A 20159-nucleotide genomic window follows, 5' to 3' on the forward strand; every position below is an offset into this window, starting at 1 on the left:
CGTGTCGACTTCCCTGCCAGACCCCTCTACACGTACCACGGCGCAGCCGCTCGAAGCGGTTGAAAGGTCAACGCGCATACTCAATGCTTTCACCGAACGCGCGGAATGGCGCGTTTCTGAGCTTGCGAGACATCTAGACCTTCCAAAAGCGGGGGTTCATAGGGTCATGTACTCATTGGAGCTGTGTGGCTACCTGAACCAAGAGGAGTCCCGCGGCGCATACACGTTAGGTACCCGGGCTGTTGCTCTTGGCCGCCAAGCCTCGGCTCGTGCTTCTGCGATACGTCCCCACCGCCAGTTGATTCAACTTTCCGAATCCACGGGGACAATGGCACTGTATTACGAACTGCGGGGGCACAGATATGTTTGTCTGGAGCGCCTAGACGTCAACGCTTTCTCTCCGATGACCGTTGAGATCGGCGACACCGTTGGCCTCCACGCTGGGGCGGGGAAAAGCATCCTTGCCTATCAACCTACGCAGTTCGTTGATGAGGTCCTGTCTGCGCGGCTCCCTCAGTATTCGTCGAGCACTCCCACCAACCCACGAGCAATCCGCGAGATCCTAACCGAGATTAAGAACGATGGATTCTGGATCAGCTACGGGGAGATAACTGAGGGGTCGGTTGGCATCTCAGCACCGATCACGGACGCTCACGGTTTCGTCACCAAGTGTGTCTGCATTTCGTTCCCCGAAAGCATGGCTAAGACCGAACTGCTCGATCGGTGGTCCAACGAAGTCCGCCAAGTCGCAGCAACCATCTCGCAACAATTTCGCGGTGCCTCCCTCCACCAACTCTCTGACCTTTCATGATTGCTATCTCCGCAAGCAAAATCATCTGCGATTTCGCCGATCCCGCCTCCGACATAGTCAACGGAACAGTCCTTGTAGACGGCGACCAAATCATTTCTCTCGAAGGTCCCAACTGGCAAGGAGAGACAGCGCAATCGATCAACCTACCTGGCCGCACCGTGGCCCCGGGGCTCATGGACTCTCACGTTCATCTCGCATTTGACGGTACAGCAGACCCTGTAGGAAATATGCATCAACGGGATCGGGAACAGACTGCGATCCAAGCGGAACGTGCAGCGCGTGATCTCTTACTCGGCGGAGTCACTTTCGTACGAGACCTAGGTGCACCCGACAGGGTGGCGCTCAACTTGCGTGACCAAATTGCATCGAAGGCGATCACTGGACCAACAGTATTCTCGGCGGGCAGGCCATTGACTCGACCCCAAGGACACTGTTGGTTCATGGGCTCGGAAGTCCATGATGCAGCTTCAGCACAGAGCGCTGTCAATACAGAAGTCGAGCGTGGCGCAGACCTGATCAAGGTTATGGTCACGGGCGGCCGCATGACTCCCGGCACAGATCCGCTGGGCGTCGAGCTTAACGAGATCGCGCTTCGCTTCGCGGTCAAGGAGGCGCACGACCTCGGCCGTCCCGTTGCTGCGCATGCCTTATCCGCTGCCGGGGTGCTAGCTGCGGCGACTGCTGGCGTTGATACGATTGAGCACGGCACTCTCATCTGTTCCGACCCATATGCTGTTCAGCATACTGACGCAGACCGTCGATTACGCAAGCGAGCGATCGCAGCAGTGATCGATTATGGAACGGCTATCTCGCCGACGTTCTCGGTGCCAGATGCCGGCACACATCCGGTTACACCACAGATACGCGCAGACTGGATTAGTACATTTCACGAAGCCGGGGTGCCGGTAATAGCGGGAACAGACTCGGGCATCAACGGCCATCCTCACCGAGGGGCGGCAATCTCCGGTATCCGTGGTCTCGTCGCCGCAGGAATGACAAATTCCGATGCTTTGGCCGCAGCCAGTGGAAAAGGCATGGTCGCGGCGGGTCGGTCCGCCGCCGGATACTTGCGGCCAGGGTTCAAAGCTGAATTAATAGTTCTCAACGATGATCCACGACGTAACTTGGAGACGGTCTCTGCCCCCGCAGGGGTGATGGTCGGCGGAGTCTACTATCAAGTCGTTCGTCACGATAACGATAACCATCACGATCAACTAGTCCGAATCACACAATGACGCTGCAAAAAAGGTGCCCGGTACTAATCGATACGGACTCAATCGATGCTACAGATCGTCCTCGAATGCGAGTCCTTCAGAGTCTGAGGGCAGCTTCACAGATTCCGTATCTGCAGATACTTACCTTCTCATCTTGCGAGAATCTTGCTGCGAAAAGCGTGAATCAGCCCGAAGCAATAGGCGGAGTTCGGCTAGCTGGTCAGGCGATTGCAAATCGAATCCAATTTGCGATCGGATTAGAGAAATTCTTTGGACCAGCGTATTGCGATGTAAATGCATCTTACGGGCTGCCTCGGAAGTCGTTGTCGACGCACTCAAAGCCGATACAACCTCCTTCACCCTCTGTCGTCTAGCCGGTGGCTGCTGGTTGTAAGCGGCTAGACGACGATTCATCAGATAACGCTGCGAATGCGCCAGCCAGTCCGCCACTTGGTCCATTAGCGTATCAGCAAGCAGAATTGGACCGGAATTCTGCGATGACGAGCTTAGCGCGTCCCGTAGCGACTGCAATGTTATTGGGATGTAGTCAGTGCCAGCAGGCATATCCCAGACAAGATCCAGTTCTCGGAGAACGGCAGCTGGATCCGACTTACGAGTCAATTGCCACAATGCGAACGTCCCCTCAGGGAGACTGCTGATTCGAAAGACCGCCTTGGGATCACGCTCTATAATACGCTGCTCAATCTCCTCGGCAGATTGCAGAGTTGCAATCGCAACTAGCTCCTGCTTTACATTGAAGCCAATCGACTTCAATGCAGAATGCACAGATCCTGGTCGATGTACACTTCTAGCCAGAAAAGACGCAATAGTGGCGTCAGCTCGAAGTCTTTTCGAGCGCCGAAGTTCTTGTTCCCGTTCGTGGTAAGCAAGAAGGACCGCATTGGAATAGCGCTCGATAGCACGCCAAACATGCGCTCCGATAGCCAACACTTCGCTACGAGTGAGGTCAGCTTCATCCGCCGTTAGCGCTGCCCAACACATCTCGAAATCGATATTGAGAGCCTGCAGCAGCTCGTCGGACGGTACACCCCATTCGGCTCGAGTACGTCCGAGATATCTTGGGAACAACGCATCAATATCGGATTCGATTCCGCCAATTGTCGAGAGAATGAACCGAACCGACCTTGCACCGGCCGCAATCTGTTCGTCCCAGTCGATGAGTTCGCTTTCGTATGAAACAAGTGTCGGATTATTCGACATCCCCATCCGAGATAGCTCGTCGGAACGACCAATCAGGAACGCGCATCGTCTTGCCACTCGTTCAGGTACGGGATTTAAGGCCATGTGTCGAATATACACACTTCATGGGACATAAAACATGCAAAATGTGTCTATTTAGCGAGAAGGACTCTCCCTAGGATGAGGTCAACGACATCTAAGGAGGGATGGATCCAATGGAGGTTCCACAAGCAGTCTCCACGAGCGCACCGAAGTCAAGAAGTCGTCGAACAGCGTTCGCGGCTTTTACTGGCACCGCCATGGAGTGGTATGACTTTTACCTATTCGGCACCGCAGCGGCGTTAACATTCGGCACTGTGTACTTCCCGTCAGAAGATCCAACTGCCGGGGCTTTGTCTTCGTTCGCGACTTTTGCTGTCGGATTTATCGCTCGTCCACTTGGCGCAGTCATATTCGGACATATCGGTGATCGTGTTGGACGCAAACGCAGCCTGATGATCACCATCTGGCTGATGGGCATCGCGACAACACTGGTCGGATTCGTCCCTGGCTATGACACGTTAGGAACTTCTGCCGCCGTCATCCTGGTCACACTTCGAGTCATCCAGGGAATCGCGATGGGAGGCGAATGGAGCGGCGCTTCGGCTCTCATAACCGAACAGGCTCCCCATGGCCAGCGGGGATTTTACGCGATGCTACCCCAGTTGGGTAACCCGCTCGGGATCCTTCTCGGCACCCTTGCTTTCAGCATCACAAGTTGGCTACTGAACAGCGACGACTTCGTAACCTGGGGATGGCGAATACCTTTCCTGCTTGCTCTACCATTCATGCTCGTAATCGTTTGGCTGCGGCGAGCACTCAATGACCTTCCGATTACTCGCGAACAAATCACATCAGTTCCACTGGTAGACCTCCTCCGGGCACATAAGATGCCGTTGTTTATTGCCGTAGGAGTCGCAGTCCTCGGCGTCGCCGGCTACTATTTCACCGACACATTCGTCCTGGGCTACGCAACCCGTGAGTTGAATATCAGTCCGACTCCGTTGCTGAATGCGGGTCTCATCGGCTCAGTGCTCGACACCGCACTATTCTTCGGCTGGGGGCTATTAGCGAACCGAATTGGTGGGGCTCGAGTCGGGATGATCGGCGCAGGAGCCACAATCATACTAGCTCTACCGGTATTCGGATTCGTTATTGGTGGCACAACTTTCGGTGTCGCCTTCGCGATCATTGCCGGATCAGCACTTGTCTCGATTTCGTACGCAGCCAGCGGCGAAGTACTCAACGGCCTGTTTCCTGCACACATCCGCCAAACGGCAATTGGAGTTGCATACAACCTCGCAGGGGTGGTTGCCGGGGTCACCCCATTCCTCGCGACCTTTGTCATGAACATATCTCATGGCTCAGCCTGGTGGACCGCATCATTGCTTATTGGCATGGCTAGCATCACCTTTGTATCGCTTGCTTGGTCACGCCGCCGCATCGACCATTCCGCGGCCGAACGTCAAATCAACTGACCTCAATTCACAACCAGTAGCTCAATCACAACCAGTAGAAGGAACTCACATGATCAACCACGCCAATGTTCACGAAGCACTAGGGCCAGAACCAGAACCCGACTTCCTCGACCAGTCCGAACTGGCCGATAACTGGGGCAAGGTCTGGGGCGCATCCGACGAGATCAGCAGATTGCGCTCAGTTTTGATGCGAAAACCCAACCCCGGCATCAAGCGCATATGTCAACACCATTGGAACGAAACATTCGAAGCATGTATCCTACCGGACAAGTCAGGCTACTGGTATGACCAGCAGCCCCCAGACTGGGACAAGATCATTGAGCAACACGAATCATATGCAGACACGTTACGCCAGGAAGGAATTGAAGTTGTCCTGGCTCCTGATCTTCCCGATACTTTCACCAAATCGCTCTATACCCGTGATCCACTAGTCACAGTGCCAGGTGGTGCAATTATTTTGAGGTTGGCACCACGGATGCGTCGTGGCGAAGAACAATCCATCACCCAGACTGTGGCGAACGCCGGAATGCCGATCCTGGGCACGCTGACCGGTAATGCGGTAGCCGAAGGAGGAAGCTTCATCAAGCTACGCAAGGACCTCGCCGCATTTGGTACTTCAATCCGATGCAATTCCGAAGGGGCGCGACAACTTCGCTTCCATCTCGAGTCCATTGGAATGCGCCTAGTCGAAGTACCATTGCCCGGCTATCTAATCCACATCGATGGCGGCATGCTGATGATCGACCACGATCTGGCACTCATTGACAGTTCTCAACTTCCTTACACCTTCATACTGGAGCTGCATCGGAACGGTATCGAAACCGTTGAGGTGCCCCACGGCGAGCATTGGGCCGTCAACTCACTCACAGTATCCCCCCGGAGAGTGATCATCGGTAGCCACCTGCCGTTGACCGCCGAACTTCTCGCAGACAAACACGGAGTCCAGATCGTCCCTGTCGATTACGACGAGATCGAGAAGAACGGAGGCAGCTTGCATTGCAGCACAATGGAACTAAGGCGAGACTGGTGACTCCACCCGTGAATGAACCTGGTCATCTGAGGCACCAGATCTGCATCAGTGATCGCTACGAAGCCCTCCGGACAATTGAATCCTTCAAATTGGCTTGGAGTGAGTCTCTTTAATAGAATCGCGCACTGTCGGTGCGAGAGCATAGGGCACACGCCAACCGTGAATACACTTCGATCAGGTGATTGATTTCCGCCGCAAACTTGAGGTACTTTCGCGATGAGTACACACTGATCGCGCATAGCTACCGTAATAACCTGCTGCGTTAGGAGGGATGGCGGTCATCTGCGACCGCGGGTCACCATAGAGAATCGATAGGCGCGCGGTGCAAATCTTTCTTTCCTCTGAGCTTACCTGTCCATAATCAGTCAACGGTCAGCCAGCGATGGTCACCATCAAGGCGAACTCTGCCCGCGCCTCGATCACGAAGATCTCCACACTGCCCCTCCTCGCCGGGGCGAACAATCGATTAGGGGCGTGCAAAACGATGACCATCTTGTCCGTAAACCGTCATTGTCCCAACACGACCTTACCCACAAACGCGACACAGCCTTCGGCTAAGGTGCACTCCCGCAGAAACAGGGAGACAGAACTTATCCTCAGAGCCAAAATTCAAGTAGCCCCGCAGCCTCTGAACTGCTTCCCGGAGGCTGGCGAGACCACCCAAACAACGGTAGAAGACGCTGGCTCTTTACAGACCGTCGCCTCAGGCGCTGAACTCAGCCGGACGGACTGGCTCTGTATCATAGCCGAAGTACCGAGGACCAGCTAGCTCAATCCCGCCCTCGGAGTGCCAGCGCTCATCGGCTGGAGCGACGATGAGACTGATCCGGGTACCGAAACGCAACTGCTCTGTTGTCACTGCCTCACCGGTATCGGTGTCAAGTCCGATAATGAGGTCCGGAGTCGTCGCCACCACTTCGTCACCTCGGCGAACGAGGAGATTCTCGTTCTGAAACTCGATCTCGACAATCCCTCTATCTGTCGCCAGCTCAGCTCTGCCACGCGCAAAGCCAGACGTGGTGCGGCGTTCAACATCGCTGATCTTGCCTTCCGCGATCTGCACAGCACCGAGGCGTTCGATGACAGAGTCCTTGGCCGAGCCAGCATGATGGCGGGCGTAGGAAATGCACTTTCCCAGCTCGCGACACAGGCTCAGAGTTCCAGGTACGAACGCCCGCTTCACCTGCTCACCGGTCATGGCGTAGAGACTGACGATCGTCGAACATCCCATCTCCACAGTAGCGGTGCGTGCCAAGCGCTCGGCCCACTTATTACTCACCGTCTCTAAAACGATCGAGTTTCCCTTCTCATCGCTGATCGACATCGGCGCAGCCTGCACGTCGAACAGTGTCGCAAGCACCATCTGCAGCTCGGGGAACGCGCGCCCCATCCCATCGGCATCGATAAGTGGCAATCCAAGCTCAGCAGCTGCGGCCATCGGAATCATCGAGTTGACCCCGCCGGCCTCCATGCAGGCAATATGAGTGGGTTCAACACCGAGATACTTCGCAATCGCACGGATCGACTCGACAAACTGCTCCGCCGAAGCAAGTTTCTCGACCATTACCGTCGGAGCGCCCATCATTGCAACGGGAATCACGACCGCATCGTCGGGAACGTCCTCGAGCTTCACCAAGTCGACGGGCCCGTGTTTCTCCAAGGCAGCCTGAGCCATGAGCATTCCAATATGAGGGTCTCCTCCACCCCCGGTACCAAGAATCGCGGCACCTGCTGCAAAGTCCAAGCAGTGCTCCGGCAGCACCTGCCGAGTCTGCGCAATTGCGTTATCTGTCATAGTCGTGCTCATCGTGCCATCTCCTTAATGCCGAGATCTCCTACAGCCTTCACCCGTATCCGAGTCGCATTGCCAGGCAAGTACGGGATCGGGAACTCGTCAAACTCGACGACCTCGACGTTGTCCGCAGAAGCGCCCGCAGCGATCGCCTTTTCTATCGCATCTGCTTTCGCCTCCTCGACGACAGATGAACGGTCCCTGGTAGCCAGCGAGTAGACTTTATCGACCTCGCCACTGACCTGAGCTATCGCAGCGCCAATTGCATTGGCGACACCCGAATTCTCCGGCAGATAGATTTCACCAAGGCCCGGCAACACTTTCGGCAAAATGACTGAACCACCGCCAACTGCCACAACTGGCAGAGGTGCCGAGGAAGTGCGCATGCGCTCGACCGTGTCGGCGACACGACCCGCGATCTGATCAACCATTGCCATGACCATGTCGCGATCAAGGTGAGCCACCGCGCTGGCATCACCCAGGTCGACGAGGCCCGCTGCGACGGCAATGTCGGTTGCGGTCAGAGTGGAACCGCCAAAGACGAGCGCTTCTGAAGTTAAGCGGTAGCCGACGGAACTAGGACCTACTTGACCGTCGGCGACGATTGAACCGCCACCGATACCCATTGATAGCACGTCGGGCATACGGAAATTGGTCCGCACTCCAGCTACGTCGATGACAGTCGTCGCTTCCCTAGGGAATCCGTTGGTAAGTACTCCCACATCTGAGGTGGTTCCTCCAATGTCAATAACCGCACAGGTCTCCAAACCTGAGGTGATTGCGGCCCCTCGCATCGAGTTCGTCGGACCCGAGGCAAACGTTGCGACTGGATATTTCCGCGCATACTCAACATCCATAAGGGTTCCGTCGTTCTGGCTCAGAAACAGCGGACAGCTGTACCCTTCAGCATCAATCACAGCGACGAGTCGTCCGATGATCTTGTCGGCCAGCTCTCGAAGCGAAGCGTTGATGATCGTCGCGTTCTCTCGCTCAAGCAACCCAACACGGCCGATCTCATGAGACAACGACAAAGCAACTCCAGGTCCGAGCTCCTCGCGCAGAATCTCAGCCGCATGTTCCTCGAACTCGTCATTGATCGGCGAGAACACCGACGAAATCGCAACTGACCGAACTCCTGCGGCCTCCATGTCGTGGGCAAATGCACGAATCTCGTCTGGCTGAAGAGACGAGATTTCCTGCCCGTCGAACTCATGGCCACCGTGTGCAAGAAAGTACCTGCCCCGGGTCGCGGAGATGAGACGCTGGGGCCAGCCAACCATTGGCGGCAGCGAGGCCGTTGCCGGTAGCCCGAGACGCAGCGTCGCCGTGGGCGCGAGGTCCCGCCCCTCGACGAGTGCATTGATGAAATGGGTGGTACCGAGCATGATTGCGTCGACATCTGTTGGCCCAAATTCGTGCTGTGTCCTCAGCGAGTGCAGTGCCTGTACAATCCCGGTCGTGACGTCTTCGCTCGTCGTTTGTTTGACGCTGGCAAGAACGTTTGTGCCTTCCAGTGCCACTGCGTCGGTGTTAGTGCCACCAACGTCGATTCCAATTCTCATGCCTGACCTTCCAGATGGGGTTCGTTGATGCTTGTGTTTGCGATTGGGTCTTCGTGGTGGGTGCCGTAGCCTCGGATGAGCCCCAGCTTGCCGAGAATCAAATAGAGGAAGAACGCCGACGCGACTGCGTTGATCGACGGAATTCCCCAGGGTAAGAAGTACGCTCCCATCGAGGACGCCGCCCAGATGAGCAGTGTCACCGGCACAAAACGCGGCGCGGCGCGTGGGAATTCATCTCCCTTGGTGGAATCGAGGTCGTGCCGCCAATTTTTGACGAAGAAGTATTCTGCGATCATTATTCCGGCGATCGGAGGGAAGGCAACGCCGAGAAGAGTGAGAAACCCAACGAGTTTGCCAAGGATTCCAGCGGCAGCGAGGAGAGAGCCTGCCACGCCGAGGACGCCAGTAACCAGGGCACGGTTCATCTTGCGGCCGAACATAGTGTCGATGAAATTCACGACGCCCAACCCGGAGCTGTAGAGATTCCAGTCGTTGATCTTAAAGGTACCCAGCACGATGATGAGGACGCCGATCCAGCCGACTGAAGAGATGATGATCTGCGTAATGTCAGCGGTTTTGAGCGCGTGTGCCAGCAACACACCGGACATGCCGATGATGTACTCACCGAGAGTAAAGCCGAGGATGGTCTGCTTGACGACGTCGCCAACGGTGCGATTAAAGCGGCTCATGTCAGGACAGATGACTGCGCCGACCATAAAGCTGCCAGCCACGATTGTGGTTCCAGCGACGAGGCTGATCGGTTCGCCAGCCGGGGCCGACGCAATCATGTTGGAAATGGAGTGGTTACTCAGCTCCGAGATGACGGCCCACCCGACCAGCACCATGAATATCGGAACCGTGATATTGGCGATCCACTGCATAGAGCCGATACCGCGCACGACGACCAAGGTGATAAGGATTCCGAAAATCAGCGACCACGCCCAGCTCGGGAGGAAAGGCATGATCAATGCGAGGCCATCGGCAGAGACCCCTGACTGGATCCCGAACCAACCGATGGCACTGATGCCGATCGCCAGACCGATAATCGCGGAACCCACAGTTCCGAATCCAGTCCATCGGGTGACCACCGAGGTGCTCATTCCTTGTTTCATACCGATGATGCCAGTGAAAATCGTTACTACCTCAAGAATGACGGCACCTAAGGTGAAGGCGAGAAATGCGTTCCAGAACGACATTCCGAAGCCGAGAGTGGCACCGATCAGAAACTGAGATAGTGCGGACAGCTGGCCAAATCTTTGCACCGCAATGAGAAACCAGTGATAACGGGCGGACCTCGGAACTCTGCTTAACGAGTAGTCGTCGGAAACGCTGGGTGTCTTCTTTGACATGCTTGTTCCTCCTTCTGGGACTTCCAACTCAAACTGAAGCCCTTACACACTTTGGAGCATGGGCAAATTGCACTTGCCGACGACCTCACTTGCGCATCGCACTTAGTCGTCGAAATATTCAGCAGTGTCCCTGCCTATGTGGATGCCAAGTGGTGCTGCACCCAGACGGACCGGGCTATTGAAGTAGCGCCCACCTCTGATCAGATCGAACGAACTTTTGCCGGCGGAACCATGTAGGTGGTGCGGCTCGGAAAAACGCCGAGTCGGTGGCTACTCTCAAGCCAGGTGATCGCAGCACCTGTGGGATCGACCACAGGGACCCTGTGACCATCTGCGGCGAGCTTAGCCATCAGCTCCTGAACGACGCCCAGCATCCCGGTGCAGCCGAGAACGAGGACATCCGCCTCATTCCTCTCGATCGCGTCAACCGATTGCTCGAAGAGGCGCTCGACCATCGTCTCTCGATCCTCCAGGCCCAGCACTGGCAGATCGATCACGCGAATTGTGCCGACTCGATTCTCGATTCCATAACGGCGCGAAAGACTATGGAGCATAGGGAGCACATTCGGCAACACGGTGACTATGCCGATCCTCTCCCCCAGACTCATTGCGGTAAGCATCGCCGGCTCATAACCGCCTACCACCGGAACATCGATGATCTCGCGGGCCGCGTGCACGCCTGGATCGCCGAAACATGAGATGAAGACACCGTCGACACCATCAGCCTTGGCTTCAACGATACGATCCAGGATGCCAGGTGCCGCCAGCGCTTCGTCATACTCGGATTCAATGCTGGCAGTTCCACGAGCCAACGAGGCTGTATCGACAGTGGTTCCGGAACCAACCCAACCTTGAACTTCCTCCGTGACATGGTTGAGGAGAGCGTCGCCAATAACAGGAAGGATCACGCGAATATGCATATCTGCTCCATTGCTCGATTGTGCTCTGTCCCCTTACGCTAAGGTCAACTCACAAACCTCACCATGTGCAGAGTGCACTCTTTGACCGATCAGGCTATGCGTAGCGCCCAATTTCCGAGTGCAAAAAGCTCGATCAATCTGGAGACTAGGGTCGCACTCACGGTGCTGGGGCAATAAAGGCGAGTTCAGATTGCAATCGCGCGGCAGGCGACTTGGAATGCCAAGCGCTGACTTGGTTCGTTGAGGTCAGCGTCTAACCGCGACTCAACTTGGTGTATTCGGGCGGCCGCAGTGTTGCGGTGGATCCCCAAGACACTTGCCGTCGCCGTTGTTGATCCGCCACTTTCCAAATAGGCTTGCAGGGTCTCAATCAAATGTGGTGAATCTGTGAGCGGGGCCAAGGCGGACTCCGCAAACGCTCGTGTCACTTCGGAGCGCTGCCAGGTTGCCAGTAGCCTCGCGACCCCGAGCTCGTCGACATGCTCGGTGGCAGGACGGAAGCTATGGCTCGCGGCCAGGTCGGAAGCGTCTCGCGCCTCGTGCACAGTGTCCGAAAGGCCTCCTGGGCCCTTACGTGGACGTCCAATACCCGCAATCACCTTCTCTCTACGATCCAACGTCAAGGTCGCTTGCCGTAGTTTCCTGAGAATTGCGCGGCCGTCGTCAGCGCTCGGTTCAGTCTCGGTCGTCACCCACATGACATGCCCGTCGCTGCGATGAATGCTGGTAGTGACGACGATTCCCCGATTCGCCAGTTCCGTCCGCAGTAGGTCCACCGTAGTTTGCGCTTGGTCGACCTCATCGTCAGCGCAGAGGAAGATCCCGGTGTGCCAGTCTTGGAGCCGCCAGCCAAGCGACGTCGCTAACTCTACATAGTCGCGGCTGATCGTGTCTCGGGCGGAGACGATTTCGGAAAAGAGTTGGGCCTGGAGTACCCGGCTCTTCTCAGTTTTCGCTCGTTGCGTCGAGAGCCACGAGCGAAGGAACGGTTCAATGACCATGAGTCCAATCTCGAGAACATCTAAACGAGCAGAGGCTGCCTGACCGAATGGAGCAATCAGCCAGGCCGCTGGACGGTTGTCGTCCGGGTCAAGCACCGGGTGAATTAGCGTGTGCCGCCCTGTCTGCGTCACAGCCTGGTCGAGACGCAGTTCCTTATCGAGATCGAGATCCTCGCCCAGAATGTTTGACCCATCCGGGGTCACCAGCCCGAGCTTCGTTTGCAGCACCGAATTCGCAGTCGTGAGGATTTCCGCACCTGTGCGTTTCGTACTTAACTGCCGCGTCAGCATCACCACAGTCGAAGCCTGTACCAGCTGAGGTGCCCGGACCATCGTGATCAGTTCAGGCACCACCACCGCTGGGTCTGCTTGCAATGTCTGAATCACGGGAAATTTCAACCGATCGGCCAATCGCACGGTCGACAGTACCGGAGGTCGGTCGTCTGAAAGTATGAGTAAGCCTGCTGCTCCGGCTCCGTGAGCCTTCCTGACCAGTGAGTCGAGTTTGTAGGCCGGCACGCTGTACTCCCGTGCACAGACGATCAGCGAACGCGCGATTGCTGTCGTATCCCCGGTAAACCAGACGACGTCATCCATCCCACCGTCGAGTCCACTGGTGCCTGCAACAACGCGCGCCCCTTCCAACTCCGGATACGACAGCAGGTCCCTGACCTTGACCGATTCGACCATGTCTCAATCCTCTTCCAGATCTAGCCCATATGCTTTCGGTCCGACCAGCGGCAGTGCTTCCTTGGGCCATTCATGAATACTTGGCAGCGTAGAAACAACCACGGACTGTCCGCGTATGACCTCGTCACACCGCAATGGACGATTAGTCGTCCTGTTTAAAACTATGATGATTTCTGGTGTCTTCGCCACGCACACCCCGTCGACGGTGACAGCGAGAAACTCATCGATGAAGTCAACTCTCGCCGTGCTTTGGAACATAGAATTAACGACTGTCAGCGAGCTGAGATCCGGCTCGTCCCCGCCGCGTATCTCCTCGACTACTCCTTCGGCCACTACCTGGCCGCCGATGACGTTTGCGAGCTCAGCGGTTTCTCGGTCCACATTTTCCAGGAATGCTCGACCGATGTCTAAGCAGTGACTCAGGCTCCGCCCCATTCCGATCGATCGAAGCTGCGCCGCGCGCACCGGATAAAGAGCCGCCGCTGCAGCGCCACCCATCGCGCTGATAATCGCTGTCAGCATCGCCTCAACCCGTCGTGGGGAGCCGTCTTTGAGAAGAGCAACATCCTGACTGGGGCTCACCAATGACAGTGGCGTGCTCTGTTGACCGTGAGCGGAGAGCAAAGTCATCTGAATACGAGGAAAGGCCCTGCCCATCAGGTCGCCATCGACTATAGGAACACCCAAATGAGCGGCCACCAGCACACCGATGAGCGCATTGAGACCGCCTATTTCAATGCATCCGATTGCGTCCACCTCTCGACCCACGAGCTCAGCGATCGCTTCGGCTGCCCGTGCGAAGTCTGCAGGATCAAGCAGACGTTCGCTGACGACATCGGGAGACCCGGCAGTGCCCACATGCACAACGCCAGCATCGTCCGGTAACGCCTCGGCGGTGACTACTTCGACGTTAGTGTCGCTTGGGAGGACGCTCAGGAGATTCTGGCCGATCCGGCCATCGCCTCCACCACCGGAACCAAGAAGTGCGGAGCCAGCCGCGAGAGGCTCAAAATCATCTGGAGTCAGCCTCCACTTTGACGGCGCATAAGTGTTCACGGCACCATCATCTCGTGCAGAGCGCGGATCTCGCAGCTGGATCCAAGTTTCGGGTCTCCCGGGATGGGAATGTAACGCGCTACCTCGGAACGCAGAGGTTTGAGTCGATCAACCGCACTCCCAGACGCCTCGATAGATTCAGCCCAGAACGGTTCCACGACATCGAACGGCCGGTAAACACACAACTGACCGTCGGGTCGTTATGCAACCAGATCATCCATAGCTTCGTCTTTCAGCTCTATCTCGAAGCCGACTGCACAACCAGTGTCTTGCTCGTGTCTGACCGTGACCGAGGCAAACATTTCAATGGGATCAGATTCAAGCTTCTCGCAGACCTCTTCGATTATGTTGGACGCGAAGACGTCATAGAATCCAGACGCACAATAGTTGACGAAGACGAGAAGGTCACGAACATCTCCAATCACGATACCGTGGACTGATCCGATCGAGAACGGATGGCTCCGTACCGGTGACCTCTGGCGTATCGATGCCGACGGGTATCTCACAATCTCGGGTCGGCTCAAGGACAATATCGTGAGAGGTGGAGGAAACGCCGCCGTCCAATTATTCTACCGAGGCCTTCATGTGAAGTCCTCGGGAGAATATTTGGACGATCGTCACTGCCATCGCTACTAGCGCGACAAGATCCAACTCGACGTCTGATGGCCGAGAGAAGAATGCCTACCTGCTGCGGCCTGAAGGTGCTACCTCACTGTCGAAAAAGACCTTCAGAACCGCAGGATCAGACCGCTTTGTCAATGGGCAGACGATAAGCATCGCGAGAACGTTAACGAGAATTCCAGGAATAACCGGTGAAACAAACGGCTGGCCAATCAAGTACCACAATAGACACACACCGAATCCCCCAACCATAGCGAATATAGCACCAAATCGATTCGCCTTTCTCCAGAACATACCAAACACAAGGGGCGCGAATACCGTCGAACCAATGAGAGCTGCATAGGCGAGAACGATAAACTGAACAACATCGAGTTGCATAAATGTCAATATGATTGGGAGTACTCCCAAGGCGATAGTGGCAACTCGGTTTACAACCATCCGTTGTCGTTCAGACGCATCTGGCCGGATGAACTTCGCATACAAATCATGAGACACGGCCGGTCCTATCACTAGGAGCACCGAATCCACAGTACTGAGCACCGCCGCAATGACAGCCGTCAACATCAGTGCTCCAAGTACGCTTGGAACCACGTCCGTGGCGAAAACGCTGGACGCTAAATCAGCATTCTCGAGGTCGGGGCTAATAACCCGCATCGACATACCAATGACCGCAACACATCCGAAAGTGATCATGGTAAAGAAGACAGCTACAAGCGAACCTTTGGCACACGTCTCACGATCTCTCATGGCGTAGAAGCGCATGAGGAGGACTGGCGCGACCATAGCAGCAAACCCAAACCCCATAAGAAATCCGAGCAGATCCACCCAACCGTAATGCCATCCAGCGAAATCACCTCCCACACTCGCAAATTCTTGGGACAGATTCGCAAGGCCGCCAGCAGAATTGATTGCAAATGGGACGCCGATGACAACAGCGCCGCTCATGACAATCTGTTGGATGAAGTCAGTTCTCATCACCGCCGTCATGCCACCCACTACCGTATAAAGTACGATGAAAACCATCAACAATGTTGAGCCCCAGTAAAACGGGATCCCAAACACCTGTTCAAAGACGATTCCGCCAGCCTGGTACTGAGCCGAGAGGAAGACAACGTAGGCACCTATTAAAAGTATTGTGATAATTACGCGAGGCAGCTTTTGCCCATATCTATCCCCAATGAAATCGGGAAATGTCAAAGCTCCTCGCCTATCAATGTACCTATGCAGTTTTGGTGCTATGACAAATCCAGCGAAAATAAAAGCTAGCCAAATGCCTATTGTCGGCATAAGGAAGGATGAGCCCGTCAGGTAATGTATTCCCATAGTGCCAACAAAGGTTCCTGCGCTCATCTGGGTGGCAGCAATGCTAGCGCCCCCTACCCACGCACCCATACTGCGGCCTGCAACAAGATAATCATGCTCGCCTTTGTTTTTCGCAGCGCTCCTAAAACCTTCATATAGAACAAGCGCCAGAAACACGGTAAGGACGATAATAAAAACAGTTGCAAATTTCATGCCGAGCCCTCCGAGTCTTCGAGCCCTGATTCTGTTTTCTCACTGTTATTGCGCTTGAAATCATCCTTGCCAATTTTTGCATACCATTTCGATCGGACGACAAACCAGGCGACCAATAAAATCACTAACCCACTGACCAGCCAGACACTAAAGGGTGACCCGAATGTGTTGATAATATTCTCTTGCATGACATACCACGCTTAATTAGATACGAGACCTCGGCACCATAGATGCCGTCGCTTTGAAAATGCAATTAACTATTGTCAATCCTCATAACCACCTTTCCCATTCTATTTGAAGTTTCAATAGCATTGTGAGCGTCATGAACGTCTTCCATCGGCACTACCCTGTCTATAACAGGATGAATCTGATGAGTTGCGATTGTGTCGACGACGGATCTGAAACTTTGCAATCCGCCCAGTGGAGCTCCGATGATTCGTTTATGTGCCTGATACAACTCACGAATGCTGATGCCTGGGTCGTCCCCAGAAGAAGCCCCACATGCAACGAGGCGTCCACCTGGTCGCAACGACCGTAATGATTCTTTCCATGTGGCTGCTCCTACGGGATCAACAACAACGTCAACCCCGCAGCCATCTGTAAGATCGGCAACGAAAGTGCTCCAGTTCGGGGTGGACGTGTCGAATAATTCGCTTACTCCCAATGCGTTCAGTGATCGGGCAAAAATGTCCGGAGAACGGGTCCCGGCCCAAACCACAGCCCCGGCAGACACCGCCAATTGAATTGCGGCAGTTGCCACTCCCCCGCTGGCACCAACTACTAGGACCTTTTCACCGACTCGAACCGCGCCGGCAGAGATGATCAGGTTCCATGCTGTGGTGAAAGCGACCGGAATCGCAGCCGCTTCTTCGGTAGTCAAGCCCTGAGGAACCATGGCGACGTTCCGTGGATCGACCCATATTTCCTCCTGTTGGACACCGTCAGTGTCCTCACCGAGCAATTCGAATTTTGGACACATGGATGTTTCGCCAATACGACAAAATTGGCATTCTCCACAGGACAAACCGGGATAGACGACCACTCGATCACCAATCCGCAGGTCAGACCGGGCGTCCATGCCGAGTGCCCCAATACGTCCAGCTGCGTCGGCACCCATGACATGAGGAAACTTCTTAGGCAACCGGATCCCCGGCCCTGAGTGTCCACTTCTGACTGCTACGTCCAACCAATTCAGACCACAGGCTTCGACATCGACTCGAACCTTAGTCTCGTCGCCACGATACGTTGGACGATCGGCAATGCGAAGAACCTCGGGTCCTCCGAAACTATTGATACTCACATTTCGCATCGCGGACCTCCGGATGCACCGGCGGCTACCAAACCTCGTTCAGTACCCGCAGAGTGTTCGTGCTCACAACTTTGACGATGTCCTCATCGCTGTATCCGTGCTTAACCAACCAGCCGATAATGTTATAGAAACACTCAGTTGGATTCTCGAGGCCCGCCACGTACGGCATCTTCGGATATTCAGGACCGACGTGTGCCTGGTGTACCCCCAAATTGGCGGCGAATTCGTCATGGAGCCCGACATGATCCCCGTACAAAGTGTCGGGACCAAAAGACACATGGTCGATCCCCATCAGGTTCACGCAGTACTCGAAATGATCCATAACGGATTCCAATGAATGTTCAATGTGATTTTTTGACAAGGATGTGTGAGGTGCCGCCTCGAGACCCAGGACTCCACCAACTTCCGCGCAACCTTTCAATACCTCATCCGGCTTCATCCTTGGAGTTGGCCAGACCCCCCGAGCTCCTGCATGCGTGATTAGAACAGGCTTGCTGGAAGCAGAAAAGGTATCCATGCACGTGTAATCACTGGAGTGCGACACATCGATTGCGATTCCCAGTTTGTTCATTCTCTCCACCGCTTGACGACCAAAGACGGTTAAGCCCCCGTCACGGGGTTCTTTGAGCCCGGTTCCCAACGTATTCGACTCCGAATAGGCGATTCCCATTGAGCGGATGCCGAAACCGTAGAGAATATCTAGTCTGTCGACTTCATTTTCGATTGGGGTAGAAGCCTCGAGGCTCATGATCAAGGCGACTTCGTCATTCTCATGTGCTTGAGCGATATCTTCAACGCCGCGACACACACGGACGAACTCTTGATGCGCGATATCGCTGAGCCTCATGCCCAAGTCGTACAACACGTCATCGAACTTCCAACCGAACTTACTGGTCACACACGCCGTACCATCCATTAGATTATCGAACACGGCTGTCATGCCAGATCGTGAAAGCCCTCGATAAGCAGTCCGCTGCCGCCCAGTGCGGTTATAGCTGCGCACTTCGCTCATGTGGGAAGGAAAGACTTGTGGATGATCATGAAGGCTGATCACGATGTTATCGCGCAGTAGCTTCGCGGCTCGCTCCGATTGCTCCTGGTCGAGCCCTAAGTCGTACACAGGCTTCCTGTCCAACTGCTCCACGAGATCAAATTCTGTGTAGTCTGCCCCTGATTCTAGGTATGAGTACGACTCGTATCCGTTGTATTTGCCGGAAGAGTAGTGTTCGCTCATTTCGGTACTGTTGCTCACGATATTTCTCCTTCTGGATTGCGCATACCGCAGCATGTCTTTTCTGCGATCTACGGTGATCACTGACAGCGCTTGGCAAATGTGGTGGACCTTGCCTCCGGCCGTTTACTTTCGGCAGTTCCAAGATCTGCAGGATTGATGTCATCTCAAGGATCTCTATGCTGGATCTGCTGCTTCTAATATCCCTGGATGACGTAAACCTGTCAACCCTAGTTCTGTGAGAAAATAGCCTGCATGAACGAGATACAGAGCTTTGCCACGCCCGAAGCGACTTCACTCCGGCAGGATGCGGCGCACATTCTCGATTCGACCGATCAAAAGATTGTCGCGGCATTACAACTATCGCCGCGCGCATCGTGGGCGAGAATATCCGAGATCTTGAATGTATCGGAGTCAGTAGTACTGCGCCGAGGTCGCCGACTGCTCAGTTCAGGAAAAGTACGGGTGTCAGCGTTGCCTGATCCGCTTCGCTGCGGGTTCGGATTTCCAGTAATGATTAGGCTGAAATGCGAGATAGGAAGCGCCCAAGCGGTAGCGCAAACTCTTGCTTCACGACCGGACGCACGACTGGTGATCATCCTTGCCGGGAGTTATGACGTGTTACTCGAATTGGTTGTGTCAACAAGAGCTCAGCTAGAGGATGTTCTAGTTGACAGCTTCAGAGAAATACCGGGGATAGTCAGTAGCGAAAGCGCAACAGTGATTCGTACGTTTAAGACTTCTTATGACTGGGGTAGGAGGATACTCGGCGTTGAAGGTGACAACCTGGCAGATTCCGCTACACCGTCTCCGGACGGCGAGATGTCACGTAAGCTTGACTCCACAGACCGCCGCTTGATCGACCTGCTCTCCACAGACGGACGATTGAAGCTAAAGGAGCTCTCAGCTCGCTCTGGGATCAGCGAATCGTCGGTTCGTAGGCGGGTTGATTCACTATGGAACTCCAAGAGCATTCAGTTCGGCACGTACGTCGATCCCTCTCTACTCGGGTACGAGGCTCCGCTAATGGTTTGGATTCAAGTGGGAACAGAGCGTCTCGAGTCCGCGGCAATTCAATTGAGTGCGATCCCGGAAGTTCGATACGTCTCGGCGACAACCGGGGACTATCAATTGGTCGCTGAAGTTATCCTAAAAGACATTGACAGAATATACGAGTTCATCACGTCGGACGTCTCCGCCCTGACGCACGCTCAGCAGACAAGTATCGGGCTGGAGCTAAGAACCGTTAAACGCGGCTATTTCCCACAGCAAACATGAAATTAACACAAGAAGGCTGCCATTTTCCAAGTACTTGATTTACTCTTTAATATGCGAACTTTC

Annotated in this window: 16 protein-coding genes; 6 read left to right on the forward strand and 10 right to left on the reverse strand. The window is 55.0% G+C overall.

Features of this window, described 5'->3' with window-relative positions; translation table 11 throughout:
- The first annotated feature begins 1 nt into the window (after nt 1).
- Complete coding sequence (locus tag JTF07_RS21015; RefSeq protein WP_204232696.1) at nt 2-811, forward strand: IclR family transcriptional regulator; 810 nt, start codon at nt 2-4, stop codon at nt 809-811.
- Nucleotides 808-2046 (forward strand): amidohydrolase family protein, encoded by a 1239-nt coding sequence (locus tag JTF07_RS02275; protein WP_204232697.1) that lies wholly within the window; start codon nt 808-810, stop codon nt 2044-2046. Before JTF07_RS21015 ends, JTF07_RS02275 begins: the two co-directional genes overlap by 4 nt.
- Nucleotides 2047-2166: 120 nt before the next feature.
- Here JTF07_RS02275 and JTF07_RS02280 read toward each other — a convergent pair whose 3' ends face one another.
- Nucleotides 2167-3330: an RsbRD N-terminal domain-containing protein gene (locus JTF07_RS02280; protein ID WP_204232698.1), complete on the reverse strand. Its 1164-nt coding sequence runs from the start codon at nt 3328-3330 to the stop codon at nt 2167-2169.
- A 110-nt stretch (nt 3331-3440) separates the two neighbouring features.
- Between JTF07_RS02280 and JTF07_RS02285 the strand changes: the two genes are divergently transcribed.
- Both JTF07_RS02285 and JTF07_RS02290 read left to right on the forward strand, forming a co-directional pair.
- Nucleotides 3441-4742 (forward strand): MFS transporter, encoded by a 1302-nt coding sequence (locus JTF07_RS02285; protein WP_204232699.1) that lies wholly within the window; start codon nt 3441-3443, stop codon nt 4740-4742.
- A 49-nt stretch (nt 4743-4791) separates the two neighbouring features.
- Entirely contained in the window at nt 4792-5772 is a 981-nt protein-coding gene (locus JTF07_RS02290) for a dimethylarginine dimethylaminohydrolase family protein (protein WP_204232700.1), read from the forward strand.
- Between the two features lie 703 nt (nt 5773-6475).
- Here the strand turns inward: JTF07_RS02290 and JTF07_RS02295 are convergent.
- From JTF07_RS02295 to JTF07_RS02320, 6 genes are all read right to left on the reverse strand, one after another.
- On the reverse strand, nt 6476-7579 hold the full coding sequence (locus tag JTF07_RS02295; RefSeq protein ID WP_252199231.1) for an S-methyl thiohydantoin desulfurase family protein: 1104 nt from the start codon (nt 7577-7579) through the stop codon (nt 6476-6478).
- Complete coding sequence (locus JTF07_RS02300) at nt 7576-9126, reverse strand: hydantoinase/oxoprolinase N-terminal domain-containing protein (RefSeq protein WP_204232701.1); 1551 nt, start codon at nt 9124-9126, stop codon at nt 7576-7578. Before JTF07_RS02300 ends, JTF07_RS02295 begins: the two co-directional genes overlap by 4 nt.
- Nucleotides 9123-10475, reverse strand: coding sequence for a purine-cytosine permease family protein (locus JTF07_RS02305; RefSeq protein ID WP_204232702.1), 1353 nt, complete (start codon nt 10473-10475; stop codon nt 9123-9125). Before JTF07_RS02305 ends, JTF07_RS02300 begins: the two co-directional genes overlap by 4 nt.
- A 200-nt stretch (nt 10476-10675) precedes the next feature.
- Nucleotides 10676-11395 (reverse strand): aspartate/glutamate racemase family protein, encoded by a 720-nt coding sequence (locus JTF07_RS02310; RefSeq protein ID WP_204232703.1) that lies wholly within the window; start codon nt 11393-11395, stop codon nt 10676-10678.
- Between the two features lie 185 nt (nt 11396-11580).
- Nucleotides 11581-13086 (reverse strand): helix-turn-helix domain-containing protein, encoded by a 1506-nt coding sequence (locus JTF07_RS02315; RefSeq protein WP_204232704.1) that lies wholly within the window; start codon nt 13084-13086, stop codon nt 11581-11583.
- A 3-nt stretch (nt 13087-13089) separates the two neighbouring features.
- Nucleotides 13090-14142 carry an S-methyl thiohydantoin desulfurase family protein gene (locus JTF07_RS02320; protein WP_204232705.1) on the reverse strand — a complete coding sequence of 351 codons (1053 nt, stop codon included), beginning with the start codon at nt 14140-14142 and terminating at the stop codon, nt 13090-13092.
- A gap of 14 nt (nt 14143-14156) precedes the next feature.
- Here JTF07_RS02320 and JTF07_RS02325 point away from each other — a divergent pair, with 14 nt between their 5' ends.
- Nucleotides 14157-14582 (forward strand): hypothetical protein, encoded by a 426-nt coding sequence (locus JTF07_RS02325; RefSeq protein ID WP_204233639.1) that lies wholly within the window; start codon nt 14157-14159, stop codon nt 14580-14582.
- A gap of 241 nt (nt 14583-14823) precedes the next feature.
- Here the strand turns inward: JTF07_RS02325 and JTF07_RS02335 are convergent, their stop codons facing one another.
- The 3 genes from JTF07_RS02335 to JTF07_RS02345 all read right to left on the reverse strand — a co-directional run bounded on the left by JTF07_RS02335 (nt 14824) and on the right by JTF07_RS02345 (nt 18839).
- A complete protein-coding gene (locus JTF07_RS02335; protein ID WP_204232707.1) occupies nt 14824-16278 on the reverse strand; it encodes a sodium:solute symporter family protein in 1455 nt (484 codons plus the stop codon).
- A gap of 253 nt (nt 16279-16531) precedes the next feature.
- Nucleotides 16532-17587 carry a zinc-binding dehydrogenase gene (locus JTF07_RS02340; RefSeq protein ID WP_204232708.1) on the reverse strand — a complete coding sequence of 352 codons (1056 nt, stop codon included), beginning with the start codon at nt 17585-17587 and terminating at the stop codon, nt 16532-16534.
- Between the two features lie 25 nt (nt 17588-17612).
- Complete coding sequence (locus JTF07_RS02345) at nt 17613-18839, reverse strand: dipeptidase (RefSeq protein WP_353843849.1); 1227 nt, start codon at nt 18837-18839, stop codon at nt 17613-17615.
- 234 nt (nt 18840-19073) lie between these two features.
- On the opposite strand from JTF07_RS02345, the gene JTF07_RS02350 reads away from it, so the two are divergent.
- Nucleotides 19074-20096, forward strand: coding sequence for an Lrp/AsnC family transcriptional regulator (locus tag JTF07_RS02350; RefSeq protein ID WP_204232709.1), 1023 nt, complete (start codon nt 19074-19076; stop codon nt 20094-20096).
- The last annotated feature ends 63 nt before the right edge of the window (nt 20097-20159 follow it).

Source organism: Brevibacterium sp. RIT 803, from assembly GCF_016892625.1.
GTDB lineage: Bacteria > Actinomycetota > Actinomycetes > Actinomycetales > Brevibacteriaceae > Brevibacterium.

What these genes read in the sequence shown, in the direction of transcription:
- JTF07_RS02285 (WP_204232699.1), top strand. Translation starts at nt 3,441, where the DNA reads ATGGAGGTTCCACAAGCAGTCTCCACGAGCGCACCGAAGTCAAGAAGT.
- JTF07_RS02335 (WP_204232707.1), bottom strand. Translation starts at nt 16,278, where the DNA reads ATGAAATTTGCAACTGTTTTTATTATCGTCCTTACCGTGTTTCTGGCG.
- JTF07_RS02300 (WP_204232701.1), bottom strand. Translation starts at nt 9,126, where the DNA reads ATGAGAATTGGAATCGACGTTGGTGGCACTAACACCGACGCAGTGGCA.
- JTF07_RS02290 (WP_204232700.1), top strand. Translation starts at nt 4,792, where the DNA reads ATGATCAACCACGCCAATGTTCACGAAGCACTAGGGCCAGAACCAGAA.
- JTF07_RS02340 (WP_204232708.1), bottom strand. Translation starts at nt 17,587, where the DNA reads ATGCGAAATGTGAGTATCAATAGTTTCGGAGGACCCGAGGTTCTTCGC.
- JTF07_RS02295 (WP_252199231.1), bottom strand. Translation starts at nt 7,579, where the DNA reads ATGAGCACGACTATGACAGATAACGCAATTGCGCAGACTCGGCAGGTG.
- JTF07_RS02315 (WP_204232704.1), bottom strand. Translation starts at nt 13,086, where the DNA reads ATGGTCGAATCGGTCAAGGTCAGGGACCTGCTGTCGTATCCGGAGTTG.
- JTF07_RS02280 (WP_204232698.1), bottom strand. Translation starts at nt 3,330, where the DNA reads ATGGCCTTAAATCCCGTACCTGAACGAGTGGCAAGACGATGCGCGTTC.
- JTF07_RS02305 (WP_204232702.1), bottom strand. Translation starts at nt 10,475, where the DNA reads ATGTCAAAGAAGACACCCAGCGTTTCCGACGACTACTCGTTAAGCAGA.
- JTF07_RS02350 (WP_204232709.1), top strand. Translation starts at nt 19,074, where the DNA reads ATGAACGAGATACAGAGCTTTGCCACGCCCGAAGCGACTTCACTCCGG.
- JTF07_RS02275 (WP_204232697.1), top strand. Translation starts at nt 808, where the DNA reads ATGATTGCTATCTCCGCAAGCAAAATCATCTGCGATTTCGCCGATCCC.
- JTF07_RS02310 (WP_204232703.1), bottom strand. Translation starts at nt 11,395, where the DNA reads ATGCATATTCGCGTGATCCTTCCTGTTATTGGCGACGCTCTCCTCAAC.